Consider the following 23,349-nt stretch of genomic DNA (forward strand, 5'->3'; position numbering starts at 1 on the left):
GGCTACAAGCGGAAGCGCTTGCTGCGTATCGTCAGCTCTTTTTCATCTCGTAGACGTGTTCGGGCCCGGGAAAGGCGCGTGACCGCACGTCGGCGGCATACCCTTCGATCGCCGCTTCGATGGCCGGACCAAGATTGCCGTACCGCCTGACGAATTTCGGGGTTCGTGGCGACAGCCCGAGCATGTCCTCGAGCACGAGCACCTGACCGTCGCAGGCCGCGCTCGCACCGATGCCGATGGTGGGGATCGCAATCGTCTCCGTAATCTTGCGCGCCAACGGCTCGGCCACGGCTTCGACGACGACCGAGAATGCACCGGCATCGGCGACGGCCTTCGCATCGTCCTCGATCGGGCCCCAGTCCACCTCGTTGCGCCCCTGGGCACGAAACGAACCGAGCGTGTTGATGGATTGCGGAGTGAGGCCAATATGACCCATCACCGGGATGCCGCGCCCGGACAGGAATGCAATCGTCTCCGCCATGCGAACGCCGCCTTCAAGCTTCACCGCGCCGCATTGCGTTTCCTTCATGATCCGCACCGCGGAGTTGAACGCCTGCTCCCTGGAAGCTTCATACGAGCCGAACGGCATGTCGACGACGACCAGCGCCTGCTTCGAGCCGCGCATCACCGCGGCGCCCTGGAGGATCATCATGTCGAGCGTAACAGGCACCGTCGTCTCGAAGCCGTGCATGACGTTGCCAAGGGAATCGCCGACCAGAATGACATCGCAATGCCGATCCACCAGTGCGGCCGTATGCGCGTGATAGGACGTCAGCATCACGATCGGTTCGCCCCGCTTGCGTGCACGGATGTCCGGCGCGGTCTTGCGCCTGATGGAAGACTGAATTGACATGCTCGGCTCCGTCCACGGGGGAGGCGGATCGAAACCAGATGCCATGAGCATGTCAATCCGGATGGTCGGGTCTGCGATCACAATGGACGGCGTGAGGGCCCACTGTCTCGACATTCTCAGTGTCATCGCCCGCGTAGGCGGGCGATCCAGTATTCCAGAGGCCGTGCCATGATGCGGATAAGCCGCGGCGTACTGGATGCCCCGGTCAAGCCGGGGCATGACCGCGGTGTGTTGCGCGGAAGCGCTCGCCCAAGCCCTTCCGCAGGCCCAGCCCGTCCACACCCCCACGTGCCCACGGAGAAATTAACTGGCCGTTAACCAAATCCGCTGCATCGTTAACCATTCAATAACAGGGATCGAGTCGGCCGCTATGGAGGCTGCAGCAAAAGTCCAACGCCAAATGGTTCGCCTGCGCGGGCGCTCCTACGTGGCCTTCGTGTTCGTGCCGACGGTTCCGATCCAGGACTGGCTGCAGGAGATCGACGCCACGATCGCGCGCTCGCCGGGCTTCTTCGCCGGCCGGCCCGTGGTGATCGATCTGTCCTCGGTCGATCTCAGCCAGTCCGGCATCGCCCATCTGCTCACGAGCCTCCAGGATCGCAACATCCGGGTGCTCGGGATCGAGGGGGTGGAGGAGGGCCGGCTGACGCCGACGATGCCGCCGCTGCTCTCGGGCGGGCGCAGCTGCGTGGTCGAGCCGAGCGCGCCGAAGAAGGCCGAGGCGAAGGCCGTAACCAAGCCGACCTCGCTCCTGCTCGATAGCCCGGTGCGCTCGGGCCAGACCGTGATCTTCCCGGAAGGCGACGTCACCATTCTGGGCTCGGTCGGCTCCGGCGCCGAAGTCGTCGCCGGCGGTTCCATCCACATTTACGGCGCGCTCCGCGGCCGTGCCATGGCGGGGGTCAATGGGCACACGAGCGCCCGCATCTATTGTCAGAAGATCGAGGCTGAACTGCTTGCAATTGATGGATTTTACCAGACTGCGGACGACATCGACGCCGCTTTGCGCGGCAAGCCGGCGCAGGCCTGGCTGCAGGGGAATACCATGCGAATTACAGCACTGAACTGACCAGCAAAGGAGACATTTCAGATGAGTAAGGTACTGGTCGTGACATCAGGCAAGGGTGGGGTCGGCAAGACCACGACGACCGCCGCACTGGGGGCTGCGCTGGCGCAGCGCGGCGACAAGGTCGTCGTCGTCGATTTCGACGTCGGCCTGCGCAACCTCGACCTCGTCATGGGCGCCGAACGCCGCGTCGTGTTCGATCTCATCAACGTGGTGCAGGGCGTCGCAAAGCTGCCGCAGGCGCTGATCCGCGACAAGCGGCTGGAGAATCTCTGGCTGCTGCCGGCCTCGCAAACCCGCGACAAGGACGCGCTGACGGAAGAGGGCGTCGGCAAGGTCATCGACGATTTGCGCGACCGCTTCGACTGGGTGATCTGCGACAGCCCAGCCGGCATCGAGCGCGGCGCCTCCATGGCGATGCGCTTTGCGGACGAGGCCGTGATCGTCACCAATCCGGAAGTTTCCTCGGTGCGCGATTCCGACCGCATCATCGGCATGCTCGATTCCAAGACGGTGCGGGCCGAGAAGGGCGAGCACGTCCAGAAGCACATTCTCATCACCCGCTACGATGCCTCGCGCGCCGCGCGCGGCGAGATGCTGACCATCGACGACATCCTCGAAATCCTCGCAACGCCCTTGCTCGGCATCATCCCCGAGAGCCAGGACGTGTTGAAGGCCTCCAATGTCGGCACGCCGGTGACGCTGTCGAACGTGGACGGTGCACCCGCACGGGCCTATATCGACGCGGCGCGGCGGCTGTGCGGCGACACCGTGGCGATGCAGGTTCCGGCCGAGCGCAGGCGCTTCATGGATCGTCTGCTGCGACGGAGGGCTGCATGAGCATGGGTCTGCTTCGGCTTCTCCGCGGCAAGAAGGCCTCGGCACCCGTCGCACGCGAACGGCTGCAGATCCTGCTTGCCCATGAACGCGGATTGCGCGGCCAGCCCGATCTGCTCGGCGTGCTGCGCGAGGAAATTCTTGCTGTCGTGTCCAGGCACGTCACGCTGGACCCGACCAAGGTCATCGTCCGGCTCGAGCGCGGCGACGAGGTATCGACCCTGGAGGTCGATATCGAGGTGCCGAACGATTTGGAGCGCAAGCGCGCGGCGGTCGGGTAGGGGATCCGGCCGGTACACTGCAAATTTGGGGTGGGTGAGAAGGCGGTCCGCTGGGCATAGCGGACCGCCTTTGTCTTGCTTGCTCGTCACGTCAAATTCCAGGCCTGCCGATGTGATCGGTCGTGGGCGGAACGGGACCTGCGGCGAAATCGTTGTCAGAGGCCGCGGAGCGCCAAGCCAGGCGCTGCGGTTTCCTGAACAGGAGAGCGCCCATGATATCCGAGATCCAGGTCCACACCATCGCGCGCCAGATGCTGGAAAAACATGGTTTCGCTGCGATTGCGAAGGCCGCCGAGCAGGCGCAGGCCTGTGAGGGCCGCGGCGAGGCCGATGAGGCCAAGGAGTGGCGTCACATCGAGGACGCCATGAAGATCATCCGCGGCCCGCACCAGAGCTGATCCGCGGCCAGCGCGCTCAGCGCTCCCCGCGGTCGGCGCCCGGCTGCGTAGTGCGATTTTGTGTCTGCGGCTGGGGACGCTCGCCTGTCTCTTTGCAGGGCAGCGGTTCCCACGAGCCGTCGGGTGCCTGCTGGTAAGCACTGCAGGATGACGAGGTGGATTTTTCCTCGCCTTTCTGGGCATCGGAGTTCTTCGCCAGGGCGGGCGCGGTCAGCACAGCGGCGGCCGCAAATGCGCCGGCGAAAACAAAATGGATACTCCGCATGTGGGCTCTCCTGTTCGAATTCGAAGAGGCCGCATGGTGTCGAGGATTATGACGATAGTTGGCCGCCGCGACGGTTCCGCCACGGCGTGCTTAACGCCGCGAGAGAGCGCCTAGCCGCCCTTGCTGCGGATCAGGCCGGCGAGGTTGGTCTTCTGGGCCTCGCACCAGCCGGGCATGCCGAGGCGGCGCTGGTCCATGTCGGTCGCCTGCGTCGCGACCGCGACCTCGGCCATCAAATCATCGTCCTGCTTCTCGCCCATCTTGCCGCCGGTGTGCATCCAGGCGATCGCCTTGCGTACCTTCTCGGTGGTGCCGTCCGGCAGCTGCATCTGCTGCGCCTTCTGCACGAGGTCCTGATAGACGAGATCGGTGTTCGGACATTCCACCTTGGCGGCGAAGGCCTGCAAGACCATCGTCACATAGGTCGAGCGTGCACGGTCCGCCGCTTGGGCCGGCGCGGTGAGCAGTAACAGACCTGCGATCAGGAAACCGGTGCGCATCCTTGGTATCTCCTCCGTTTTTTTGGGAGGCTAGCGTCCGGCAAGCCACTCCGCAATGGTGCCGGGACGTATTTGTCGCTCCCCGGTGCGGTGCGCTATCGTCAGCCCGTCCTGGCCACGGAGAGCGACATGAGCCTGTTGAGCACGCCGTTCGACCCCGCACGCGACACGGCCCTCGTCACCGGCGCAGGCAACGGCATCGGCCGCGCGATTGCGCAGGCGCTGGTCGGCGAGGGCGTTCGGACCGTGTTCGCCGATGTGAGCCTGGAACGGGTGAGCGCGGCGATCAGCGCGAGCGGCAGGCCTGAACTGGCGGTGCCGTGGGTCGGCGATCTCGCCAGGTCAGACGCTTGCGATGCCCTGCTGGCCGCCGCAGAGGGGCTCGGCGAGGTCTCGCATTTCGTGCACAGCGCATCGCCGCCGCGGCGCGAGGCCGATCATGCGCTCGCGGTCGATCGCAAGACCTGGCAGGAGATGCATGCCGTCAATCTCGATGCCGGATTCCATCTGGCGCGCGGGCTGGCAAAACGGCTGATCGCGGCGAAACGGCCGGGCTCGTTCCTGTTTCTCACCTCGCTGCACGCGGGCACGCCGCGCAACCTGCCGCATTATTCGACGGCGAAGGCGGGGATGGCGATGCTGGTGAAGGAGCTCGCGAAGACGCTCGGGCGTCACGACATCCGCGTCAACGCGCTGGTGCCCGGCGCGATCGCGGCGGGCGGGTTCGTTGCCGACGCCTCGCTGGCGAAGCACATTCCGCTCGGGCGCCTCGGCGAGGCCAAGGACCTCGCGCCGATGGCGCTTGCGGTGCTGTCGAACAAGCTCTCGGGTTACGTCACCGGCGCAGCCTTCGTCGTCGACGGCGGATTGTCGCTGACGAACTGGTTCGAGCCGCCGGAGCTGGACGACTAAAGCCCCGTTCCGATGACTCGGACGATGCTTTTGAGTCACGGTTCGACGCGCTTTTTGCGCGAACCGGTTTCCAAATCGCTCGAAAACGCTGTGGCCTAGCGTCGCCAGGCCGGCACGGGATCGAGCGGCGTGCGATAGACCTCGTTATGATCGCGATCGGTGACGCGCACCGCGCAACCCTTCCGTTGCAGCTCCGGCTTCACCTGCGACAGCTCGGTAGCCAATTGAACGGCGCGATCGGAAGCGACCTCGATGTCTTCGAGGATGATTCCACCCTGGTTCTTGAACTCTTCACCAACCACGAGATCGAAGGAATAGTAGGGCATTCGATTTCCCCGGTGTGACGACGTGAGCTTCAGTGGAAGTCTCAACACATCCCGGATGATACCACTGAGTCGATATTTTCGAATGAACAGGTCGCGCAATCTCTGTGCTTATGGCGCAGAAATCATGTGCAGCAATTGTGTGCGTTAAGATTTTATTAAATATGTCGACGTGATCATAAGGCATGGAATTGCAGCAGAACCGGGCTCCGGGAACCGGCAGCTGCAAGAGAAGGCCGGCGGCATAAATCCCGACGGCCTTTTCTCTTGACGGAAGACGATCGAAATATCGGTCTCCGTAATCGCCCGGACTCAACGCACCGCATCGACTCGGACAGCTTGGGCGACGTCGCGACAGCGACGCTGCGCTCGCGCCTGGTCTAGCGGAGCGGCATCGGCGGACGCACGACAGGTCCGTCGTCATCGGCAACGGCTTGCGTCGTGGCGACCGGTGCTGCTGTCGGCGCGGCCGCGGCAGCCTGCGAAGGCGGCGGAGGTGCAAGCGGCGCGGGCGAATAGGCCGGCATGTAGGTTTGCGACACGACCGGCTTCGGCTTGCGCACCGGAGCCGCCGGAGACCGCGGCGGGAGCGTGGACACACGCGCGCGCGGATCGACCGGTTTGGCCTCAGCCACCGGCTTTGGCGCGGGCGGCTTCGCCATCTCGCGCGCCATCTGCTCCTGCCCGGCCTTCAGCTCGGCGATGTTGGCCTTGAGCGCTTCGATCTGCTGCGCCATCGCTGCGAGATCGCGCGTCATCGATTGGACCGACTGCGCGGGATCGGGCTGTGTTGCGACAGGTGCGGCTGCTGCAACCTGGACCGGAGGCGGCGTCGCAGGTTGAGCAGCTTGATCCGCCGCTTGATCCGTTGCGACTGGCTCCGCGGGCGGCGCGGCCTGCGCGGCGGTGACCGGCGCGGCGGTCACCGGTGCCGTCGTTCGCGATGTCGAAGGCAACAGCGAAGTCAACGCAGTCAATGCTGGTCTCCATTCGGCGAGCATCTGCCTGGCCGTGTCGCCATGTTTCTCCCAGGCGACAGTGGCGGCCGCGCTTCCGCCCGCAAACAAGATCATAACGAACGCGCCGCGCAGCCATTTGCCGGCGGAGGATCGCTTCCGCCGGTTGCGACCATCGCTGGCGGCGACGCGCACGGCGGTGTCGACCGAGGGCGCTGCCGTCTGCGGCTCCAAGACGGGACTGAATTTCGGCTCCGGATTAATGGTGCGCTCCGGCGCGAACTTCGGATCTATTTTCGGCTCTGGACGGGTTGCGATCTCAGGGGCCAACGCGGGCGCACCACTGATGGGGCGCGAAGCCAGCACCATGTCGGGTGAAATCTCAACGGCGTCGTGCGGATCGTTGTCCTTGACCGTGTCCTTCACGATCTCATCGACGATTTGCCTAGAGTTCAGCGTCGCGAGCATCGCAGCTCCTTTGAAGTCCGAGTGTTTAAAGTATGGGCGTCCGCATTGGCGCGAGCCGATCTGTCGAGGTGAACCCATCCCAAATCCGATGAGTCCGCACGATGACCCACGAGTCCAGCCGGGTTTGACCAAAGCAAGGCGAGGGGATGGAGACTGTGCGACGGTTCTTCGCCGTTTGTGGTGATGGAACCATGCCAGTCGAACACGGGCACGTGTTCCGCATTGCCTTGTTTTCAGCACGATTTGGGCAGCATCTGGCGTCGCTGGGAGCGCAACTATCCGCTATCGGGGGGCCGGTGGTGCCAAAATCTCTAATCGTATTGTTCGTCATGGCCATGCTTCCGCTCGCCGGCTGCATGCAGACGACGCTTTCTCCATCGACGGATGCGAGCATGACGCCGCGCGACCGGCAGTTGCTTGCGCACACGCCCTACGCGCAGGCGAACGTGCCTGAGCAATATCTCCGTCATATCGTCGACTACCCGCGCAAGGAGCAGCCGGGCACGATCCTGGTCGATACCGATGCGCGCTACCTCTATTTCGTGCTGCCCGAAGGCAAGGCGATCCGCTACGGCGTCGCGGTCGGCGAGGAAGCCATGGCCTTCTCCGGCGTCGCGCGCGTCGGCCGTCTGGCGGAATGGCCCGACTGGGTTCCGACAGCGGAGATCCAGGCGCGGCTAGGACCGTATCCGGCGCGCGTCGCCGGTGGCCCCGCCAATCCGCTGGGCGCGCGGGGCATCTATCTCTACCTCGGCAACAAGGACACGCTCTACCGTATCCACGGCACCAACCAGCCGGAATATATCGGGCAGGCGATCTCGTCCGGCTGCATTCGGATGCGCAACGAGGACGTGATCGATCTGTTCGACCGGGTGAAGCTGAATGCCACGGTGGTGGTGCTGCCGCCCGGGCAGAACGCGCGGGTCGACGCCGGGTCTAGCTCGCGCGGCTAAGCGCGGTGCGATCGGTCATCCCACTGCTCACGAGACTTTCGTCGTGGGCAGGGTTGCCGGTTGAGACCTAGTTCTCAGGCCGGGCGACGCGCCATTGCAGCGTCGTGGCATTGCCGTTGGCATCGCCCGGCGCCTTGTCGGCCGGCGAGGTGTAGAGCGGACGATAGCGGTACGCCCACATCTTGCTGCCGTCGTTGCGGCTGATCACGGTGAAGTCGCCGATGGCCTTGGCGTCGACCGTTGCGGGCAGCGGTACAAAGCTCTCGGCGCACTTGCCGTTGCAGTTCGACGTCTTGCCGGTGGTGTCGCGCTCGTAAGTGTAGAGCGTCATGCCCTTGAGGTCGACGAGCGTGGGACCCTGCTTGGTCAGGACCACCTTCGCCGGTGCGGTCGTGGCCTCGGGCTTCGGCGGAGCAGGGTCGCCACCGCCATGGCCGTTGGCAAGCGCAGGACCGGCCGAGAGCGCGATGGCCGTCGCCGCAATGAGGAACCTGAACATCCGAAACTCCCGAGCGGCAAAGTTAATCGCGCGTTAAGCGCCGAATGTTGGCGACCGTAGCAGCCGAAGGTTAGTTCCAGGTTTCGCGGCACTGCGACAATTACGGATAGAAATACGGGGTTCATGCCTCCAGCTCGCGCAGCGGGGCGCGGCTGAGCTCGTTGCCGGCGGCAATGGCCTTGCGCAGCAGCCGCATCAGCTCTTCACTTTCCTTCGCGCTGAGACCGCGCAGCATGACGCGCTGGGCGGACTCCACGGCCGGGGTGATCTTGCGCAGCGTGCGTCGGCCCTCGTCGGTGATCTCGAGCTCGCGGGCGCGGCGGTCGCGGCTGGAGGCGCGGCGCTCGGCAAGGCCTTTCTGGACGAGGCGGTCGATGACCCCGGTGATGGTGGTGCGGTCGTAGGCAATCAATCCTGCGAGCGTCACCTGGTCGAGCCCCGGATTGGCCTTGATGGTTGCAAGGGCCGCGTATTGCACCGGCGTCAGGTCGAAACCGGCTTCGCCAACCTCGGCCAGAAACACCGCCACCGCGATCTGCTGGAACCGGCGCGCCAGATGCCCGGGCATGTCGTTGTTGTCTTTCACCGAATTCTCCGTTGCGGTAGGGAAGGCGCGGATCATTGACAAGTATACTGATAGTCAGCATACTGAGCAATATCGAAGAAGACGTTGACGGGAGAGGTGCTCATGCAATTCCATCTCAATGGATTTCAGCCGGGCGATCCTGAAATCGCCGATCCCGCCGATCGCATTCTGGCTTCGGGCGCGGCCGGGGCCGTGCCTGACGAGGTCGACGTCCTCATCGTCGGCTGCGGCCCTGCGGGCCTGACGCTCGCGGCCCAGCTTGCGCAATTCGGCGACATCAAGACCTGCATCGTCGAGCAGAAGCCGGGCCGTTTGCTGGTCGGGCAGGCCGACGGCATCGCCTGCCGCACCATGGAGATGTTCCACGCCTATGGGTTTAGCGCGCGCGTGCTGAAGGAAGCCTATTGGGTTAACGAGACTACGTTCTGGAAGCCGGACGAACGGAAGCCCGAGACGATCGTCCGCAGCGGGCGTGTGCAGGATGTCGAGGACGGGCTGTCTGAATTCCCGCATGTCATCCTCAACCAGGCGCGCATCCATGACGGCTTTCTCGATGTCATGCGCAAAGCGCCGGCCAAGCTCGAGCCCTATTACAGCCGCCGCCTGCTCGATCTCGTGGTTGATCCGGCGGCGGGTCCCGCCAACCATGCCGTGACGGTGCGCCTCGAACGTGCCGATGCCGGCAATGAGGGGAAGGTGGAGACGATCAGGGCGCGCTACGTCGTCGGCTGCGACGGCGCGCGCAGCACGGTGCGCAGATCGATCGGCCGCGAGCTGCATGGCGATTCCGCCAACCACGCCTGGGGCGTGATGGACGTGCTGGCGGTGACCGATTTTCCCGACATCCGCTTCAAGGCCCTGATCCAGTCGGCGAAGGACGGCAGCCTGCTGATCATTCCGCGCGAAGGCGGCTACATGGTCCGCCTCTATGTCGAGCTCGCAAAGCTCGATGTCGGCGAGCGCGTCGCCAATCGAAACATCACCGCCGATGACGTGATCGCGAAAGCGCGGCGGATCCTGAAGCCGCACACGTTGGATGTGAAGGAGATCGCCTGGTGGTCGGTCTACGAGATCGGCCAGCGCCTGACCGACAAGTTCGACGACGTTCCGGAGGCCGAGATCGCCTCGCGCCTCCCGCGCATCTTCATCGCCGGCGATGCCTGCCATACCCACAGCCCGAAGGCGGGGCAGGGCATGAACGTCTCGATGCAGGACGCTTTCAATCTCGGCTGGAAGCTCGCCGCCGTCCTCCGGGGGCAGTGTGCACCGGGCCTCTTGCATTCCTATTCGGCCGAGCGCCAGGCGGTGGCGAAGGAGCTGATCGATTTCGACCGCGAATGGGCGGGCATTCTCGCCTCCGCCGCCAAGGCCGGTGGTGCCGATGCGGCCAGGACGCAGGACTATTTCGTCAGGCACGGGCGCTATACCGCGGGCACGGCGACGCATTACCGGCCGTCGCCCCTCACTGGCGCGACATCACACCAGCATCTTGCCGAAGGCCTCGTCATCGGCACGCGCTTCCATTCCGCGCCGGTGATCCGGCTTGCGGACGCCAAGCCGGTGCATCTCGGCCATGCCGCGCAGGCCGATGGCCGCTTCCGCGTCTACGCGTTTTCGCCCGCGGAGGATCCCGCCGCCGCGGGATCGGCGATCCGCGCGCTGTGTGATTTTCTCGCAGAGGCCCGTGAATCGCCGGTCCGTCGCCATACGCCCGCTGGAGCCGACATCGACAGCGTGATCGACCTGCGTGCCGTCTTCCAGCAGGATCATCGCGCGCTCGCCGTGGAGGCGATGCCGGCGCTGCTGCTGCCGCGCAAGGGGCGACACGGCTTGATCGACTACGAGAAGATGTTCTGTCCGGACCTCAAGAGCGGCCAGGACGTTTTCACCATGCGCGGTATCGATCGGAGGGCTGGCTGCATCGTCGTGGTGCGCCCCGACCAATATGTCGCGCAGGTTCTTCCGATCGACGCTTTTTCTGCGCTCGCGGCGTACTTCGACGCGTTCATGCTGCAAGCGAGCTGACGCTCAAACAGCCCTGGCGTTGCCAACGAAAGCCCGGTCCTCGCGCAGGGCTTTCCGTTTGGTTCGAGTCAGGTTCCCGGCTTGTCCAATTTAAGAAAGTTCTTCGCGGGCAGATTTCATCGATCGTAATATGTGTACTCAAAGCTGTAAGCATCCACTCGGGGCAGCGGGGCAACGGGAGGATGACGATGAGACAGAGCCAGGCGGAGACGCGCCGCCAAAATGTCGCGAAGCGGTCGATGACCAAGGAGGCCAAACAACTGTCCAGCCTGATCGCCGGGCTGCGCAAATCCCTCGACGGGATTCACAAGGAGCGGACGAGCACGAAGCTCACCGGTGCCGAGATGGGCATGCTCGACGAGCGCCGCAACAACCTGTTGCTGACCATCGCAGCGTTGGACGACCGTCTCTCGGCGGTGCAGGGGCTGATCGATCTCGGCCGTCCCCATATCATCCGGGTCCACTGACCGGATCGCGATCCCCTAACGGTTCCGTCGCGGCGGCGATGGGCCCGGGCCCGGTGGCCGGCTCCGCAGGGCATAAGGGTTGGCGTAGCACTGGGCGGACTGCCCGGAAGCAGTCGCGGCGCACTGCGCGATCGACGTGAAACTGCAATCGATGCTGCTGCCGTCGATGGTGTAGATCTCGATGCAGACGGGATAGCGCGGATCGTAGGTCTGCGCCCGCGCAGGTGCGGTGGCAAGCAGCGCCACGCCAGGCAAGCCCGCGACAAGCAGAATCGCATTTCTGATGCTGCGCACGATCAATCTCCGTCGCTCAGTTGGAACCAGGGCACAATGCTGCCGTCGATGGCACCAAATTGCCACGCTCCCGGCGAATTGCCGCCAAAGCCCGCTGCCACGAGGGAGCGGGTGCAGGACGACGCAAGGGGATGCGCATTGGCCTATAAGATGGTCGCAGAACGCGACAATGAGAAGTGCAGTTTTGCCCGCGAGAGCCGGTTGCTCATCGTGGCGAAGGCAAAAGTATGGGCGAGCGAGGGATGGAAGGTCGTCATCACCGACCCGGACGGCAAGGCCTACACTCCGCCCGAATTCGATCAGCTATCGGCGGCGTGACCGCGCGACGGGGCCGATTCTTCTTTTGACGCGTTTTCTTTACGCGAACCGGAATCCACTTCGCTCGAAAACGCTCTAGGGGACGACATTGATTTCGCTGTTTCGACCGGGGCGCGACGTGATCGCGCCCCTGGTGACTCTCGCAGCCGCGGCGCTGACGGTGACGGTCGCGTCCGCGCAAAATCTCGATGCCGGCAAGCCGGCCGCAAAGCTCTTCGCGGACGGCTGCGCGACCTGCCATCGCAGCCCGCGGGGATTGGCGAAAGGGCGCTTCAGCCTGACGCTCGCCTGGTTCCTGAAGGACCATTACGCAACCAGCCCCGACTCCGCCAAGGCGCTCGCCGCCTATCTGGTGTCCGTCGACGAACCGCCGCCGCGCGCGGCGGCCAAGTCCGGTGCAAAGCCGGCCAAATCCGCGCCGCGTCCGCCCAAGGCAGTGCAGAGCCAATAGCTGTCGTTCCGGTTATCCGCGCCGATAGGTCTGTGCGATCAGGCGGTCGTGCACGGCACGCAACTCCGCGCCCATGCGCGTCTGTCCCGTCGTGATGTAGGACAGCCAGGCGCCGTCGGCGGCGAGGCGCACGACGTGGAGTTCGGGCGCCGCGTCGGTCGTACGGTGACGCTTCAGGCGCGCCTTCATCCAGTCGTTCCAGAGCCGGCGCAGGGACGGATCTGTGACCACGACCATGCTCAGCGCCGCCCAGGGCGTCGCAAAGCCGAAGGCCTTGCCGGTGAAGACCGCATTGACATAGGCCCGCGTAAAGCTGCCGCGCGGCTTCGGGTCGGCTTCGATAGCGGCGTCGATCTCGGCATCGACGCGGCCGAGGAGATCGGCGAACAGGCCCTCGATCAGCGCCTGCTTGCTGCCGAAATGATGGAACAGCCCGCCCTTGGTGACGCCGGCCGCCGCCGCCACCGCCTGCACCGTGATCCCCGATACGCCGTGATCCATGGCGATCGCCGCGGCATGGTCGAGCAGGGCGCGCCGGACCTGCTCGGGCTGCTTGGCGCGGGTGTAGGCGCTGGCCGGCATCAATGCGCCGTCGTCTGCGAGAACAAGTTGATGACCACGACCCCTGACACGATCAGCCCGATGCCGACGAAGGCCGCGGCGTCCAGCATCTGGCGGAACAGCACGAAGGAGACGGTCGCGGTCAGAATAATGCCGACGCCGCCCCAGATCGCGTAGGCGATGCTGAGCGGAATGACCCGGATCGCCACCGACAGCGCGTAGAAGGAGGCGACGTAGAACAGCACCATGGCCAGCGTCGGCCATGGCCGCGTGAACTGCGCGGACTGCTGCAGGAGGGCGGACGCGGTCACCTCGAAGACGATGGCGAGGGCAAGCGCTGCGTAGGCATTGAAGGCGGAGGTCATGGCGAGCTCAGATGTGGCGCGCGAAAGATACCGCGCGGTAGGTATGTTTAGCACGCGGAGCATGGCTTTTGGCGGGTGGAGGTATCACGTGTGAGTGACGAGCCTGCGACAGGCCGGAGCCTGTTGGCAGCGGTTTGCCGGAGTTTTGGCTGTTTCGCCGAAAAGACGAAGCCGCCGCGCGACAGATCGCACGACGGCTCAGAGTGTCGATTTTATGCAGCGTCAGCTGATCCGCACGGAGAGCTCGACGTCTTCGGCGAAGGGCGTGGACATGTAGCCGCTTGCGGGCCTGCGTACGCGCGCGAGATAGTCGGGGCTGTCGTCGGCATTGTCGGCGACGATGATCGCGCCCGGCTTGAGATGGCCTTCGACCAGATCCAGGATCTCCGGGTAGAGCGCCTTGGCGCCGTCGAGCAGCACGAGGTCGATCGTGTCGGGCAGATCGGCGCTGAGCGTCTTCAGCGCATCGCCCTCCCGGATTTCGACGAGATCGATCAGCCCACCAGCCGAAAGATTGGCCCGTGCCCGTGCCGCCTTGGACGGCTCGAACTCGCTGGTGATGAGACGGCCGCCGCCATTGTCGCGCAAGCCTGCGGCAAGGTGCAGGGTCGAGATGCCGAACGAGGTCCCGAACTCGACGATCGCCTTGGCGCGCGAACTGCGCGCCAGCATGTAGAGCAGGTGACCCGTCTCGCGCGAGACCGCGAGCGGTGCGTCCTTCAAGCGTCCGTAGAGGTCGCGGTAATCGGTCTTGCTCCGCATCATCCGCGCCCGGTCTGCGTCGGACAAATCGGCGACGGCGGCGTGTGTTGCACCCCTGGCTGCTTCGGCCTCGTCAAACAGGCGATCCAGCAGCGGCGCAAGCGTTGTGATGGTCGGGGTGGTCATTTTATGTCTCCGGAGTTCGCGAAGAAGCGCGTGCTTGCGCCGGGATTGAAATACGACTAATTCGTCGCATTTCCTATTCGCATTGCCCGAGCACGCCATGGCCGACCGCCGAAGCCGTTCAATTTCCTCACGAAAACAGCCGCAACAGGCCCGATCGAGCGGGCTGGTGGCCGCGATTCTGGATGCCGCTGTTCAGGTCCTGGCCAAGGAGGGAGCGCAGCGTTTCACTACGGCGCGGGTGGCGGAGCGGGCCGGTGTGAGCGTCGGATCGCTCTACCAATATTTTCCGAACAAGGCGGCGATCCTGTTCCGCCTCCAGAGCGACGAATGGCGGCGCACGAGCGAGCTCTTGCGCCGGATCCTCGCGGATGCAGCGAAGCCGCCACCGGCGCGGCTGCGTGCGCTGGTCCACGCCTTCATCCGTTCCGAGTGCGAGGAGGCCGCGATCCGCGTCGCGCTCAGTGACGCTGCACCGCTGTATCGCGACGCGCCCGAGGCGCAGGACGCCCGGGCAGCCGGCGAGGGGATCGTCGCCGCGTTCATGCGGGAGGCGCTGCCGAAAGCCTCGGATGCGACGCGTATCCTCGCCGGCGAGCTGATCACGGCGACGCTGAGCGAGGTCGGCAAGAGTTTTTCGGAAGATACGCGGAGCGAGACGGAGATCGCAGCCTATGCCAATGCCATGGCCGACATGTTCTGCGCCTATCTTGCGACGTTGGCGCGGCGCTGAGGCATTGCTGACATCGGCGTTTGCGGGCCGATTATTCTTCAGATTTTGCAGGGTCATGGGTTAGCCTTCGCTCGCCGTCCCCTATTCGAGCCATCGAGCGCCGCGCCATGCATCTGCTTCGTCCCCAGTTTCGCATCGAGGAGCAGCGCGCGCTGGAATTTGCCGGGCAACGCGGCTTCGGCATGATCGTCGCGGCGGACGAGCACGGTCCGCGCGCCTCGCATGTGCCGTTCGTGCTGGGCGAGCGCAACGGGCAGGTGATCGTGCAGATCCATTTCACCGCCAAGAATCCGCTCGTTGCGCTTGCGGACGGCACGCGGCGCTTCCTGCTGATCGTTGCCGGCGACGACGCCTACATCTCCAACGACTGGTACTCTTCGCGCGACAATGTCTCGACCTGGCTCTACGAGGCCGTGCACCTGTCGGGCGTGGCGCATCTGCGCGAACTGGACGAGAACCGCGGGCATGGCGATGCGCTGCTTGCGGTGTCCGAGGCGCGGTTGCCGAAGCAGCCCTGGGACCTCGCGCAGATGGAGCCGGGCAAGCGCGAGAGCATGCTGGCTGCGATCCGGGTCGTCGATCTCGTGGTCGACACCGTCGAGGGGCAGGCCAAGCTCAATCAGCACAAGAGCGATGCGGACCATGTCGTGGTCGCTGACCGGCTGGCGCGGTCGGAGGAGACGGGGCACCGGCGGCTGGCGCGGAAGATGCAGGCGCTGCGACCGGGGCTAGGGTATGAGATGCTCTAAACTTGTAGCCCGGATGGAGCGCAGCGTAATCCGGGATTCATGCCGCGATCTGAGAACCCCGGATTACGCTTCGCTCCATCCGGGCTACGCGAGCCGTTCCTGCTACGCTTGCTTCGCTCGGCATTTGATCTTACGGACCTCTCAATGCTCGTCATCTCCATTCAAAGCCAGGTGGTCCACGGCCATGTCGGCAACAGCGCGGCCGCCTATGCCATGCAGGCGGAGGGCGTGAACGTTGCAGCGGTGCCGACGACGCTGCTGTCGAACCATCCGCGCTATCCGACGTTGCGCGGGCGGGTGCTGGAGACCGAGCTCGTCGCCGATCTCCTGAAAGGCGTCGAGGAGCGCGACCTCGTCGACGAGGCCGCGGTGCTGGTCACCGGCTATCTCGGCTCCCCCGGCAATGCGGCGGTGATCGCCGACTTCGTCGAGCGGGCGCTGACGCGGAATTCGAAGCTGGTCTATCTCTGCGATCCCGTGATCGGCGATGACGGCCGCGTCTATGTTGCCGACGGCATTCTGGACGTGGTGCAGCACCGGCTGCTGCCTGCCGCCAACCTGACCACGCCGAACCAGTTCGAGCTCGAGCTGCTCTCCGGCGTCACGATCGCGGACACGCTGGGCCTGCGCACGGCCTGCGCGGCGCTGGCGGGGCAACGTCGCATCGATGTCGTCGCTACCGGCTGCACGCTCGCTGACACGGCAGAAGGGCAGGTGGAGACGATCCTGTGCGCCGACGGCCAGCTGTCGCGCTTTGCGACGCCGCGGTTGCCGATCCGCCCCTCAGGCACCGGCGATCTCCTTACCGGCCTGATTGCGGCGCATCTGGCCAAGGGAAAGGCGACGCAGGCGGCCGTACGGCTCTCGGTCGAAACCATCTTTGCGGTGCTGGTGCGCACGCAAGACGCAGGCACCGCCGAGATGCGCCTCGTACCGCTGCCGATCCCCGGGCGGAAGCCGTAACAGGGTCAGGTCGCGCGCTTGCCGGCCGATTGCGCCGACTTCTGCGGCTTGGCCAAACCCTTCTGCTCGCGCGCGGCGTGTGTCTTTCGCAGCTTTGCGTGGGCCGCGGCCCGCATCACCTTCTTGGACCTCACGTTGGTCGCTTCCTTGCGGTCTCCCGTGCCACGCTTCGAGATGTATTCCTGGCCGTCGACCGGGCCGACATGCGGCGGATCGCGGCCGAGATAGGGCCGGCCAATGCCGAATGCCTTGCCGTTGGCGTCAACCCACTTCCACAGGATTTCGGTCGAGACCCAGCGCTGCGCGCGGTTGTTGCCCTGGGTGCTGACGATGTCGGCTGCCATGCCGTGGCCGTAGCCACCGCGCGTGCTGCCGCCATGATAGGAGCGGTCGGAGGCGGCCTTCAGGCCGCTCGCGATCGACTGGCGGTAGTCGTCGCGGAACGCGCTGGTGATGCCCGGCGACAGGCCGGCGGCCTCGGCTGCGAGCAGCATGCGAAACAGCTTTCGCTTGAAGCTCTTGTCCATGCCGCCGATGACGTAATCCATCATCGGCATGCTGGCGCGCTCGGCCGCTTTCGGATCCTTCCAGCCAAAATCCTGATCGACCAGCTTTGTGAAGCTGCGCATCACCGTGACCATCTTGCCCCTACGCTTGACGGTAACGGCGCGGCGGTCCTCGACCTTGATCGAGTCCTCCTTCGCCGTGCGCTGGTAGAGCGCCCAGAGGTAGCGGTCGATGCAGGCGTCCATGACAAAGCACTCATCGAGCACGGCGACTGTGTCGGCCGGCGGCGAGGGCTTGCTCGCAGCAGGCGCTGGGCCGGTCGCGATCGCCGCGGGCGACAGCTCATCTGTCGTCACGATCTCGGTGGGATCGGCGGAGGCGAGCTTGACCACGGGCTCCGGCGCCGGTGCGGCTTCTGCTGGTGCAACCTCGCTGAGGACGGGCGCGGGTTCAGGTGAAATCTGTAGCGTTGGCGGTGCTTCCGCCGGCAAGATCAGGGCCGGATCGGCCGAGGCGAGCTTGATGACGGCGGCGGGCATCTCGGCTGTTGCGGCCTCGGGGGCCGGATCCGGATTCGGCGTCGCAGCGACAGCGGCCGCGATATCGGCGGTCAGGGCGATGCCATCCTCAATGGCCGCAGCATGCGGGACGTCGGCGAGTTCGAGCCGGCCAAGATCTTTCGCGCGCGACACGGCGGAAGCATTGGCGCTGCTTTTTTCGATGAGGGCCGGAGCGTAGGCGGACAGGGAGAGCGCCAGCCAGCCGGCGAAAACGGCCGAGGGGCACGAGACCGCCACCAGAAGAGACCGCCGATCATTCATGATCCCTGCCTCCAAACGGTTCTGTTCGAACCAATCTTGCACAGCCAGGCACGCGACGCGTCGATTGTTCGGAGGATGGTGTGGCGGCGCAATGGCGCAAATGGGCGAAACGGGGCTTTTCGGGCGGGTGTTGCCGAGGTGCAACGCAAGTTCCCTGCGGTTTCAGGCGCGGCAAGTGGCTGAAAATCGGCAGCCATTCATTGTCATCAAATTGAAGGGATTGAATTTACTCAATCTTGGATTGCGGCTTGGTATCTCTCCCGTGCCGGCAATGTGCGGTAGAGTTGGAAGGATACGAGTTGTGAAATTGAAATGCCTGTTGACCGAATTTGCCGCCGATGAATCCGGCGCCACCGCGATCGAATACGGCCTGATTGCAGCTGGTATCGCGCTGGCGATCATCGAGATCATCTATGCGCTCGGCACCAATCTCGTGGCTAAGCTGCAATCGCTGGCGACGGCGTTGAAATAGGCCTCGTGGACGCGGGGGCATGTGCTCGGTGCCTGACCGCCGCTCATAAAAGTGTCATGTCGCGTCCGGTGGGGCTTCGACCAAGGGCTTGTGCGCATTAAACATATTGCCATGCAGCGGGCGCGCTGTTGCAATGCAACAGAGCATGTCGCAATGCAGCAAAACGCGCTTAAATGTGCTCCGAACCTTCCACTCAGGAGCATCACCAATGAACAAGAAGACTCTGTCGATCGCCGCCGCCATCCTGACGATCGCGGGCAGCACCGCGGCCTTCGCCGCCGAGCTGCCGACCTATGAGGCCAACGGTTTTCCGGTCTCCCCCCTGCAGGTGCGCGTGCTCGGTGCCGCGCATGTCGAGCAGCAGGCAACCGTGCCGACCACGGTCGCTTCGGTCCACCAGGCCCGCGTGCTGACGCCGCGCAAGGTCAAGACCGCGGATGTCACGACGGGTACGGCCCGCTGATCTCAATCGCTTGAAGACATGAAACAGGCTTGTCTCCTCCCGAGCCTGCATGGACCGCGTTCCCTTTCAGGAGCGCGGTCTTTTTTTTGAGAAGCGAGCCACGTTCAGGCGCGGCCGTGCGCGGGTTGAGAAAGTTGCGGCAAGAAAAATCGCCGTCGCGCGCCGGTTGTGTACGGCCGTTCAAGACTAGTGTGATCTCTTTAATAGTTGCTTTGCAGATCGCGGCGCCTGATGCGGGCGCCGCTTAGTGGCGGCCAAAAACCGTTTTCATAATGGAGCCGTCATGCCCGTTGCGCAAAAAGCAGTTATTGCCACCACCTCGCCGCGCGCGTTTATTCTCAGGCATCTTGCATTGTTCGCAGCCGCCGCGCTGTTCGTGTTCGTGCTGAGCCTGACCTATGGGCTCGATCTCAGCCCCGGATTTTTCTGAGCGAACTCGCGCAGCTCGATTCGGGCTACGCACGCTTCGATGAGCGCAGGCTGGACGGCGATCTTCCATAGAGCTCGGCGAACGCGGCGTTGAATCTCCGCAGGCTGCCGAAGCCGGCCTGAAACGCGATGTCGGTCATGGTGTGTTCGCCGCCATCGAGCAGGCGTTTTGCGCGCTGGACGCGCAGCGTCTTGGCAAGCTGCTGCGGCGTCGCGCCGACATGACGTTCGAACAAGCGCGCCAGGTGACGCGAGGAGATGCCGAGCCGCATCGCGAGCGTCACCACCGAATCTTCATCGAGCGCGCCCTCGTTGATCAGCTTCACCGCGCGCGCGACCGTCGAACGCGTGCCGTTCCAGGCCGGGCAGAACGGCGCGGTTTCAGGACGGCAGCGCAGGCAGGGCCGGAATCCAGAGGCTTCGGCCGCGGCCGCCGTCGGGTAATAGACGACGTTGCGCGTCAGCGGCTGCTTGGCCGGACAGACCGGGCGGCAATAGATGCCCGTGGTCTTCACCGCCGTGAAGAAGCGGCCGTCATAGCGGGGATCCCTGCGCAGGCGCGCGGCGTTGCAATCGTCAAAACTCAGCATGGCCGGATGATAGCGCATGCCCGCGCGGGCGGAAGGGCCGCGGGATGACCGAGTCCGATTGTGGCGAGCCGCAACGCGCATGGCGGCCTAGAAGGCGGCCCTCGATGCAAGCCCCCTCAATGCCAGTTCTGGAGCGCGCCGTGACCAGCCCGAAAGACATCGTCATCAACGCCTGGAAGACCTTTTCGTCGCGCGATGCCGGCCGCATCGCCGCACTCTTCACCGACGATGCCGAATGGATCGCGCCGAAGGGCAACGCCACCGCCGTCGCGCTCGATCACACCGATCACATGGTGGGCGCGCAAGCGATCGCGCGCTTCATCGCGCAGGAGATGCACAGGATGTTTTCCGAGGTCGATATCGCCTTCCGCGGCGTCTACGCCGACGGCGATGTCGTGATCGTGGAGGAGCGGATGCGTGCCACGCTTGCGGGCGGCAAGCCCTACGAGAACGACTATTGCTTCGTGTTCACGGTGGCCGGGGACCGCATTCGCGAGGTGCGCGAATACATGGACACGCGCAAGGGATGGCGGATGGTGTTCGGCGAGGAGGCCTGATGGTTGGGCTACGCTGCGTGCCAGACCTGCAACGGCGTGGGTTGAGGCGGCTCACGCGCTGACATAAGGCTTCCCCATGGATCAGCGAACGAGCGGCGCTGACGCTCTCATTCAGAAGAACGATGCGGCGCCGGCGTTACTCGGCGTCGTCTGCGGCCTGTCGGCTGCGCTGTTCTGGGCGCTGGGCTTTGCCGGCACGCGGCACGGCCTCAGGGTCGGTTTCACCCCGGTCGATCTGCTCGTGCATCGCTATGTCTGGTCGGGCATCGCGTTCCTGCCGCTGGTCGCGCGCGCCGGCATCGGTGATCTCTGCGGCATCGGCTGGGGCAGGGGCCTTGTGCTGATGGTGCTCGGCGGTCCCGTGATGTCGCTGATCTCCTACACCGGATTCCTGTTCGTGCCGCTCGGCCACGGCAGCGTCATCCAGCCCTCATGCGCGACGCTCGGCGGCCTCCTGCTCGCCGCGGTCGTGCTGAAGGAGCACATCTCCGCCTCGCGCCTTGCCGGCGCCCTGGTCATCGTCGGCGGCCTCTGCGTGATCGGCGCGGAATCGATCGGGCATATCGGAGCTGACGGCGTGTTCGGCGATCTGGTCTTCGTGCTCACCGGATTCATGTTCGCCGGTTTTGGCGCGCTGCTGCGGCTCTGGCGCGTCTCCGCCGTGTCGGCCGCGCTCGTCATCAATGTGCTGTCGCTGCTGCTGCTGCCGATCTATCTCGCCACCGTCGGTCTCGCCCATGTCGCGGCGATCGGCGTGACCGAGAATGCCATTCAGGCGCTGGCGCAGGGCGTGCTCGCCGGCCCCGCCGCGCTTTATCTGTTCGCCGTCTCGGTCCAGCGCCTCGGCGTCGCCCGCGCCGCCGTGATCCCGGCCTGCGTGCCGGCGCTGACGCTCCTGGTCGGCTGGCTGCTGCTCGGCGAGCCGCCGACGATGTTGCAGGTGGCGGGTCTGGTCACGGTGCTGTGCGGGTTCTATCTGGCGCAGCGGCAGCGGTGATCGCATAGCGCGATCGGAGGTGCGGCAAGATTCCGGATTATGCGTCCGCTCCAGCCGGGCTACGCTGCCGCCATGACCATCCTGCTCAACATCGACGTTCCCGACGCAGCGCAAGCGACCACCTTCTACACCGCCGCCTTCGGCCTGACGGTCGGCCGCCGCTTCGGCACCGACTTCGTCGAGCTGCTGGGCTGGCCCGCGCCGCTGTATCTGTTGACCAAGCAGGCCGGCACACCGGGCGCGGGCAGCGACCGCCGCCGCTACGAGCGGCACTGGACGCCGCTGCATATCGACGTCGTCGTTGACGACGTCGATGCCGCCGTCGCGCGCGCACTTGCCGCTGGTGCGATCCTCGAGGCGCCCGCGTGCGATGCGCCTTATGGCCGGATCGCCATGCTGGCCGATCCGTTCGGGCACGGGTTTTGTCTTCTGGCGTTCAGCGCGAAGGGGTATGACGCGCTGCTGGAGGAATAGCTCGAGCGGACGCGGGCGGCTCAGGCCTTCTTCACGAACTCCGATTTCAAATTCATCGCGCCGATGCCGTCGATCTTGCAGGCGATGTTGTGGCCGTCGGTGGCATCCTGGAGGCGGATGTTCCTGACCTTGGTGCCGCCCTTGACGACCGACGACGACCCCTTGACCTTGAGGTCCTTCATCACGATGACGCTGTCGCCATCGGCGAGCGCATTGCCATGCGCATCGCACACGCCGGCCTCCTGCGCGATCGGAGTGGCCGCATCGCCCCCAGCGCGCCATTCATGGGCGCACTCCGGACAGACCCAGAGATCGCGGTCCTGATAGGCGTGCTCGGACTGACAGTTCGGGCATTTCATCGGTTCGGTCATTGCTTGCCTCGTCACGCCCTAGAGCCTTTGCTCCAGGTTTTTGTTTTGGCGCGTTTTCTTTACGAAAACCGGTATCCACTTCGCTCGAAAACGCTCCAACGGGCGCGCCGCACGCATTCCGCCGGAAAAGATGGATTGGGAGCAAATCCTTTACCATGGCGTCCGGTCCCGGTTGAAGTGCCGGGGCCTTAGGAGTTCGGGAAAAATTCCGCGGTATCCATGTCCTGATCATACGGATGCGTCGGCTACGCCGTTCGGTGCTGCCGCAAGCTTTGGGAGTCCAGGTCATGAGCGAGCATCGTGCCGCTGCCAGACATCAGACGTTGCGAACCGGGATTGTCGAGTTCGACAACGGCACCGGCAGCCTCGTCAGCGTGCCCTGCACGATCCGCGATGTCTCTGGCACCGGCGCCCGCCTGCAGCTCAACTCGTCGCTATGGGTGGCCGAGCAGTTCACGCTGGTCTTCAGCAGCGGACTGCGCAAGGACTGCCGCGTCGCCTGGCGCAAAGGCAGACTGATCGGCACCGCGTTCGCCGAGGGTTATGCGAGCCCGGACGAGCAGGCCGTCATGATGACCGCGGACGAGCAGTCCCGGCACCGGCTCGGGATCGGCGCGCGTGTTAAAGCGGCACGCGAGACCCGCGGCTATACCGAAGTCCAGCTCGCCGAGCGCATCGGCGTCACGCCCGCCTTCCTGGCGCTGGCCGAGAACGGCGAGGCGGACATTCCGCTCTACCAGCTGATGCACATCGCCGATTTGCTGATGGTCGGCCTCGACGGGCTCGTCGCAGGTCCGCCGCCTGAGGACGTCGACGCGGCGTAGGGAGACACGTCGCGGAACTGCGCGGCCAACAAGAATGTCGAAAACAACCCCATGCACCGTAGAAAACTCGTGTGATTTCAGGGGTCTGCGGGACCGAATATTGGGCTGCTCCGTCGGCAATCCCGGTCGTTGCTTG

34 protein-coding genes are annotated in these 23,349 nt (G+C 64.9%); 20 read left to right on the plus strand and 14 right to left on the minus strand.

The features are described 5' to 3' along the window. Positions 1-31: 31 nt before the first annotated feature. The gene (gene panB / locus AB7245_RS21015; protein ID WP_439034837.1) at positions 32-853 is read right to left on the minus strand and encodes a 3-methyl-2-oxobutanoate hydroxymethyltransferase; all 822 of its coding nucleotides are present in this window, start codon (positions 851-853) and stop codon (positions 32-34) included. Between the two features lie 370 nt (positions 854-1,223). Between panB and minC the strand changes: the two genes are divergently transcribed. The 4 genes from minC to AB7245_RS21035 all read left to right on the plus strand — a co-directional run bounded on the left by minC (position 1,224) and on the right by AB7245_RS21035 (position 3,435). Beyond that, positions 1,224-1,922, plus strand: a complete 699-nt coding sequence (gene minC, locus AB7245_RS21020) for a septum site-determining protein MinC (RefSeq protein WP_063983592.1) — start codon at positions 1,224-1,226, stop codon at positions 1,920-1,922. A gap of 21 nt (positions 1,923-1,943) precedes the next feature. Further along, the gene (gene minD, locus AB7245_RS21025) at positions 1,944-2,759 is read left to right on the plus strand and encodes a septum site-determining protein MinD (protein WP_063983591.1); all 816 of its coding nucleotides are present in this window, start codon (positions 1,944-1,946) and stop codon (positions 2,757-2,759) included. Continuing rightward, entirely contained in the window at positions 2,756-3,037 is a 282-nt protein-coding gene (gene minE, locus AB7245_RS21030) for a cell division topological specificity factor MinE (protein ID WP_063983590.1), read from the plus strand. Before minD ends, minE begins: the two co-directional genes overlap by 4 nt. A 212-nt stretch (positions 3,038-3,249) precedes the next feature. Further along, entirely contained in the window at positions 3,250-3,435 is a 186-nt protein-coding gene (locus tag AB7245_RS21035; protein ID WP_028161169.1) for a hypothetical protein, read from the plus strand. A 16-nt stretch (positions 3,436-3,451) separates the two neighbouring features. On the opposite strand, the gene AB7245_RS21040 is transcribed toward AB7245_RS21035, so the two are convergent. Further along, positions 3,452-3,700, minus strand: a complete 249-nt coding sequence (locus AB7245_RS21040; RefSeq protein WP_231144930.1) for a hypothetical protein — start codon at positions 3,698-3,700, stop codon at positions 3,452-3,454. Between the two features lie 110 nt (positions 3,701-3,810). Beyond that, positions 3,811-4,200, minus strand: a complete 390-nt coding sequence (locus AB7245_RS21045) for a hypothetical protein (RefSeq protein WP_283018709.1) — start codon at positions 4,198-4,200, stop codon at positions 3,811-3,813. A gap of 129 nt (positions 4,201-4,329) precedes the next feature. Between AB7245_RS21045 and AB7245_RS21050 the strand changes: the two genes are divergently transcribed. Beyond that, complete coding sequence (locus tag AB7245_RS21050) at positions 4,330-5,112, plus strand: SDR family NAD(P)-dependent oxidoreductase (protein WP_439034838.1); 783 nt, start codon at positions 4,330-4,332, stop codon at positions 5,110-5,112. Between the two features lie 95 nt (positions 5,113-5,207). Here AB7245_RS21050 and AB7245_RS21055 read toward each other — a convergent pair whose 3' ends face one another. Together AB7245_RS21055 and AB7245_RS21060 are read right to left on the minus strand one after the other, a co-directional pair. Next, a complete protein-coding gene (locus tag AB7245_RS21055) occupies positions 5,208-5,438 on the minus strand; it encodes a DUF6894 family protein (RefSeq protein ID WP_027530842.1) in 231 nt (76 codons plus the stop codon). 377 nt (positions 5,439-5,815) lie between these two features. After that, positions 5,816-6,859: a hypothetical protein gene (locus AB7245_RS21060; RefSeq protein WP_439034839.1), complete on the minus strand. Its 1,044-nt coding sequence runs from the start codon at positions 6,857-6,859 to the stop codon at positions 5,816-5,818. A gap of 335 nt (positions 6,860-7,194) precedes the next feature. On the opposite strand from AB7245_RS21060, the gene AB7245_RS21065 reads away from it, so the two are divergent. Then, positions 7,195-7,812 (plus strand): L,D-transpeptidase, encoded by a 618-nt coding sequence (locus AB7245_RS21065; protein WP_071917491.1) that lies wholly within the window; start codon positions 7,195-7,197, stop codon positions 7,810-7,812. A 67-nt stretch (positions 7,813-7,879) separates the two neighbouring features. On the opposite strand, the gene AB7245_RS21070 is transcribed toward AB7245_RS21065, so the two are convergent. Both AB7245_RS21070 and AB7245_RS21075 read right to left on the minus strand, forming a co-directional pair. Then, on the minus strand, positions 7,880-8,311 hold the full coding sequence (locus tag AB7245_RS21070; RefSeq protein WP_439034840.1) for a COG4315 family predicted lipoprotein: 432 nt from the start codon (positions 8,309-8,311) through the stop codon (positions 7,880-7,882). Between the two features lie 121 nt (positions 8,312-8,432). Further along, a complete protein-coding gene (locus AB7245_RS21075) occupies positions 8,433-8,897 on the minus strand; it encodes a MarR family winged helix-turn-helix transcriptional regulator (protein ID WP_071917490.1) in 465 nt (154 codons plus the stop codon). A 102-nt stretch (positions 8,898-8,999) separates the two neighbouring features. Here AB7245_RS21075 and AB7245_RS21080 point away from each other — a divergent pair, with 102 nt between their 5' ends. Next, a complete protein-coding gene (locus AB7245_RS21080) occupies positions 9,000-10,922 on the plus strand; it encodes an FAD-binding monooxygenase (RefSeq protein WP_439034841.1) in 1,923 nt (640 codons plus the stop codon). Positions 10,923-11,161: 239 nt separating this feature from the next. Continuing rightward, the gene (locus tag AB7245_RS21085) at positions 11,162-11,389 is read left to right on the plus strand and encodes a hypothetical protein (RefSeq protein ID WP_224580733.1); all 228 of its coding nucleotides are present in this window, start codon (positions 11,162-11,164) and stop codon (positions 11,387-11,389) included. Between the two features lie 15 nt (positions 11,390-11,404). Here the strand turns inward: AB7245_RS21085 and AB7245_RS21090 are convergent, their stop codons facing one another. Beyond that, complete coding sequence (locus AB7245_RS21090) at positions 11,405-11,683, minus strand: DUF3551 domain-containing protein (protein ID WP_176400468.1); 279 nt, start codon at positions 11,681-11,683, stop codon at positions 11,405-11,407. Positions 11,684-11,794: 111 nt separating this feature from the next. Here AB7245_RS21090 and AB7245_RS21095 point away from each other — a divergent pair, with 111 nt between their 5' ends. Next, positions 11,795-12,001, plus strand: coding sequence for a hypothetical protein (locus AB7245_RS21095; RefSeq protein ID WP_166096363.1), 207 nt, complete (start codon positions 11,795-11,797; stop codon positions 11,999-12,001). Positions 12,002-12,089: 88 nt separating this feature from the next. Next, the gene (locus tag AB7245_RS21100) at positions 12,090-12,452 is read left to right on the plus strand and encodes a hypothetical protein (protein ID WP_166353032.1); all 363 of its coding nucleotides are present in this window, start codon (positions 12,090-12,092) and stop codon (positions 12,450-12,452) included. 12 nt (positions 12,453-12,464) lie between these two features. Here the strand turns inward: AB7245_RS21100 and AB7245_RS21105 are convergent, their stop codons facing one another. The 3 genes from AB7245_RS21105 to AB7245_RS21115 all read right to left on the minus strand — a co-directional run bounded on the left by AB7245_RS21105 (position 12,465) and on the right by AB7245_RS21115 (position 14,266). Then, complete coding sequence (locus AB7245_RS21105) at positions 12,465-13,034, minus strand: TetR/AcrR family transcriptional regulator (RefSeq protein ID WP_247310929.1); 570 nt, start codon at positions 13,032-13,034, stop codon at positions 12,465-12,467. Beyond that, positions 13,034-13,378, minus strand: a complete 345-nt coding sequence (locus AB7245_RS21110; protein ID WP_439034842.1) for a DMT family transporter — start codon at positions 13,376-13,378, stop codon at positions 13,034-13,036. The genes AB7245_RS21105 and AB7245_RS21110 overlap by 1 nt, the downstream gene beginning before the upstream one ends. A gap of 222 nt (positions 13,379-13,600) precedes the next feature. Next, positions 13,601-14,266: an O-methyltransferase gene (locus AB7245_RS21115; RefSeq protein WP_439034843.1), complete on the minus strand. Its 666-nt coding sequence runs from the start codon at positions 14,264-14,266 to the stop codon at positions 13,601-13,603. Between the two features lie 97 nt (positions 14,267-14,363). Here AB7245_RS21115 and AB7245_RS21120 point away from each other — a divergent pair, with 97 nt between their 5' ends. From AB7245_RS21120 to pdxY, 3 genes are all read left to right on the plus strand, one after another. Continuing rightward, entirely contained in the window at positions 14,364-14,996 is a 633-nt protein-coding gene (locus AB7245_RS21120; RefSeq protein WP_439034844.1) for a TetR family transcriptional regulator, read from the plus strand. Positions 14,997-15,103: 107 nt separating this feature from the next. After that, on the plus strand, positions 15,104-15,745 hold the full coding sequence (locus tag AB7245_RS21125; RefSeq protein ID WP_439034845.1) for an FMN-binding negative transcriptional regulator: 642 nt from the start codon (positions 15,104-15,106) through the stop codon (positions 15,743-15,745). A gap of 144 nt (positions 15,746-15,889) precedes the next feature. Continuing rightward, on the plus strand, positions 15,890-16,708 hold the full coding sequence (pdxY, locus tag AB7245_RS21130; protein WP_439034846.1) for a pyridoxal kinase: 819 nt from the start codon (positions 15,890-15,892) through the stop codon (positions 16,706-16,708). Between the two features lie 5 nt (positions 16,709-16,713). Here pdxY and AB7245_RS21135 read toward each other — a convergent pair whose 3' ends face one another. Next, on the minus strand, positions 16,714-18,036 hold the full coding sequence (locus AB7245_RS21135; RefSeq protein ID WP_439034847.1) for a hypothetical protein: 1,323 nt from the start codon (positions 18,034-18,036) through the stop codon (positions 16,714-16,716). Positions 18,037-18,343: 307 nt separating this feature from the next. On the opposite strand from AB7245_RS21135, the gene AB7245_RS21140 reads away from it, so the two are divergent. From AB7245_RS21140 to AB7245_RS21150, 3 genes are all read left to right on the plus strand, one after another. Beyond that, positions 18,344-18,508, plus strand: a complete 165-nt coding sequence (locus AB7245_RS21140) for a Flp family type IVb pilin (protein WP_028169565.1) — start codon at positions 18,344-18,346, stop codon at positions 18,506-18,508. A 208-nt stretch (positions 18,509-18,716) separates the two neighbouring features. Next, positions 18,717-18,971 carry a hypothetical protein gene (locus tag AB7245_RS21145; RefSeq protein WP_028161188.1) on the plus strand — a complete coding sequence of 85 codons (255 nt, stop codon included), beginning with the start codon at positions 18,717-18,719 and terminating at the stop codon, positions 18,969-18,971. Between the two features lie 283 nt (positions 18,972-19,254). Beyond that, the gene (locus AB7245_RS21150; protein ID WP_167541704.1) at positions 19,255-19,401 is read left to right on the plus strand and encodes a hypothetical protein; all 147 of its coding nucleotides are present in this window, start codon (positions 19,255-19,257) and stop codon (positions 19,399-19,401) included. A gap of 25 nt (positions 19,402-19,426) precedes the next feature. On the opposite strand, the gene AB7245_RS21155 is transcribed toward AB7245_RS21150, so the two are convergent. Further along, a complete protein-coding gene (locus AB7245_RS21155; protein WP_439034848.1) occupies positions 19,427-20,008 on the minus strand; it encodes a bifunctional transcriptional activator/DNA repair enzyme AdaA in 582 nt (193 codons plus the stop codon). A gap of 122 nt (positions 20,009-20,130) precedes the next feature. Here AB7245_RS21155 and AB7245_RS21160 point away from each other — a divergent pair, with 122 nt between their 5' ends. The 3 genes from AB7245_RS21160 (at position 20,131) to AB7245_RS21170 (ending at position 22,018) form a co-directional block, all read left to right on the plus strand. Then, a complete protein-coding gene (locus AB7245_RS21160; protein ID WP_439034849.1) occupies positions 20,131-20,547 on the plus strand; it encodes a nuclear transport factor 2 family protein in 417 nt (138 codons plus the stop codon). Between the two features lie 76 nt (positions 20,548-20,623). Continuing rightward, complete coding sequence (locus AB7245_RS21165) at positions 20,624-21,544, plus strand: DMT family transporter (RefSeq protein ID WP_439034850.1); 921 nt, start codon at positions 20,624-20,626, stop codon at positions 21,542-21,544. A 72-nt stretch (positions 21,545-21,616) separates the two neighbouring features. After that, on the plus strand, positions 21,617-22,018 hold the full coding sequence (locus AB7245_RS21170; RefSeq protein ID WP_028161191.1) for a VOC family protein: 402 nt from the start codon (positions 21,617-21,619) through the stop codon (positions 22,016-22,018). A gap of 20 nt (positions 22,019-22,038) precedes the next feature. Here AB7245_RS21170 and AB7245_RS21175 read toward each other — a convergent pair whose 3' ends face one another. Then, positions 22,039-22,389 (minus strand): zinc ribbon domain-containing protein YjdM, encoded by a 351-nt coding sequence (locus AB7245_RS21175; RefSeq protein ID WP_439034851.1) that lies wholly within the window; start codon positions 22,387-22,389, stop codon positions 22,039-22,041. Between the two features lie 287 nt (positions 22,390-22,676). Between AB7245_RS21175 and AB7245_RS21180 the strand changes: the two genes are divergently transcribed. After that, positions 22,677-23,213 (plus strand): helix-turn-helix domain-containing protein, encoded by a 537-nt coding sequence (locus AB7245_RS21180; protein ID WP_439034852.1) that lies wholly within the window; start codon positions 22,677-22,679, stop codon positions 23,211-23,213. Positions 23,214-23,349: the final 136 nt, after the last annotated feature.

Source organism: Bradyrhizobium sp. 604_D8_N2_3, from assembly GCF_051810765.1.
GTDB classification, from domain to species: Bacteria; Pseudomonadota; Alphaproteobacteria; order Rhizobiales; family Xanthobacteraceae; genus Bradyrhizobium; species Bradyrhizobium barranii.

What these genes read in the sequence shown, in the direction of transcription:
- minE (WP_063983590.1), top strand. Translation starts at nt 2,756, where the DNA reads ATGAGCATGGGTCTGCTTCGGCTTCTCCGCGGCAAGAAGGCCTCGGCA.
- AB7245_RS21060 (WP_439034839.1), bottom strand. Translation starts at nt 6,859, where the DNA reads ATGCTCGCGACGCTGAACTCTAGGCAAATCGTCGATGAGATCGTGAAG.
- minD (WP_063983591.1), top strand. Translation starts at nt 1,944, where the DNA reads ATGAGTAAGGTACTGGTCGTGACATCAGGCAAGGGTGGGGTCGGCAAG.
- minC (WP_063983592.1), top strand. Translation starts at nt 1,224, where the DNA reads ATGGAGGCTGCAGCAAAAGTCCAACGCCAAATGGTTCGCCTGCGCGGG.
- AB7245_RS21035 (WP_028161169.1), top strand. Translation starts at nt 3,250, where the DNA reads ATGATATCCGAGATCCAGGTCCACACCATCGCGCGCCAGATGCTGGAA.
- AB7245_RS21165 (WP_439034850.1), top strand. Translation starts at nt 20,624, where the DNA reads ATGGATCAGCGAACGAGCGGCGCTGACGCTCTCATTCAGAAGAACGAT.
- AB7245_RS21080 (WP_439034841.1), top strand. Translation starts at nt 9,000, where the DNA reads ATGCAATTCCATCTCAATGGATTTCAGCCGGGCGATCCTGAAATCGCC.
- AB7245_RS21110 (WP_439034842.1), bottom strand. Translation starts at nt 13,378, where the DNA reads ATGACCTCCGCCTTCAATGCCTACGCAGCGCTTGCCCTCGCCATCGTC.
- AB7245_RS21155 (WP_439034848.1), bottom strand. Translation starts at nt 20,008, where the DNA reads ATGCGCTATCATCCGGCCATGCTGAGTTTTGACGATTGCAACGCCGCG.
- AB7245_RS21170 (WP_028161191.1), top strand. Translation starts at nt 21,617, where the DNA reads ATGACCATCCTGCTCAACATCGACGTTCCCGACGCAGCGCAAGCGACC.
- AB7245_RS21180 (WP_439034852.1), top strand. Translation starts at nt 22,677, where the DNA reads ATGAGCGAGCATCGTGCCGCTGCCAGACATCAGACGTTGCGAACCGGG.
- pdxY (WP_439034846.1), top strand. Translation starts at nt 15,890, where the DNA reads ATGCTCGTCATCTCCATTCAAAGCCAGGTGGTCCACGGCCATGTCGGC.
- AB7245_RS21175 (WP_439034851.1), bottom strand. Translation starts at nt 22,389, where the DNA reads ATGACCGAACCGATGAAATGCCCGAACTGTCAGTCCGAGCACGCCTAT.
- AB7245_RS21120 (WP_439034844.1), top strand. Translation starts at nt 14,364, where the DNA reads ATGGCCGACCGCCGAAGCCGTTCAATTTCCTCACGAAAACAGCCGCAA.
- AB7245_RS21040 (WP_231144930.1), bottom strand. Translation starts at nt 3,700, where the DNA reads ATGCGGAGTATCCATTTTGTTTTCGCCGGCGCATTTGCGGCCGCCGCT.
- panB (WP_439034837.1), bottom strand. Translation starts at nt 853, where the DNA reads ATGTCAATTCAGTCTTCCATCAGGCGCAAGACCGCGCCGGACATCCGT.
- AB7245_RS21125 (WP_439034845.1), top strand. Translation starts at nt 15,104, where the DNA reads ATGCATCTGCTTCGTCCCCAGTTTCGCATCGAGGAGCAGCGCGCGCTG.
- AB7245_RS21065 (WP_071917491.1), top strand. Translation starts at nt 7,195, where the DNA reads ATGCTTCCGCTCGCCGGCTGCATGCAGACGACGCTTTCTCCATCGACG.
- AB7245_RS21150 (WP_167541704.1), top strand. Translation starts at nt 19,255, where the DNA reads ATGCCCGTTGCGCAAAAAGCAGTTATTGCCACCACCTCGCCGCGCGCG.
- AB7245_RS21135 (WP_439034847.1), bottom strand. Translation starts at nt 18,036, where the DNA reads ATGAATGATCGGCGGTCTCTTCTGGTGGCGGTCTCGTGCCCCTCGGCC.
- AB7245_RS21145 (WP_028161188.1), top strand. Translation starts at nt 18,717, where the DNA reads ATGAACAAGAAGACTCTGTCGATCGCCGCCGCCATCCTGACGATCGCG.
- AB7245_RS21085 (WP_224580733.1), top strand. Translation starts at nt 11,162, where the DNA reads ATGACCAAGGAGGCCAAACAACTGTCCAGCCTGATCGCCGGGCTGCGC.
- AB7245_RS21045 (WP_283018709.1), bottom strand. Translation starts at nt 4,200, where the DNA reads ATGCGCACCGGTTTCCTGATCGCAGGTCTGTTACTGCTCACCGCGCCG.
- AB7245_RS21115 (WP_439034843.1), bottom strand. Translation starts at nt 14,266, where the DNA reads ATGACCACCCCGACCATCACAACGCTTGCGCCGCTGCTGGATCGCCTG.
- AB7245_RS21055 (WP_027530842.1), bottom strand. Translation starts at nt 5,438, where the DNA reads ATGCCCTACTATTCCTTCGATCTCGTGGTTGGTGAAGAGTTCAAGAAC.
- AB7245_RS21050 (WP_439034838.1), top strand. Translation starts at nt 4,330, where the DNA reads ATGAGCCTGTTGAGCACGCCGTTCGACCCCGCACGCGACACGGCCCTC.
- AB7245_RS21105 (WP_247310929.1), bottom strand. Translation starts at nt 13,034, where the DNA reads ATGCCGGCCAGCGCCTACACCCGCGCCAAGCAGCCCGAGCAGGTCCGG.
- AB7245_RS21070 (WP_439034840.1), bottom strand. Translation starts at nt 8,311, where the DNA reads ATGTTCAGGTTCCTCATTGCGGCGACGGCCATCGCGCTCTCGGCCGGT.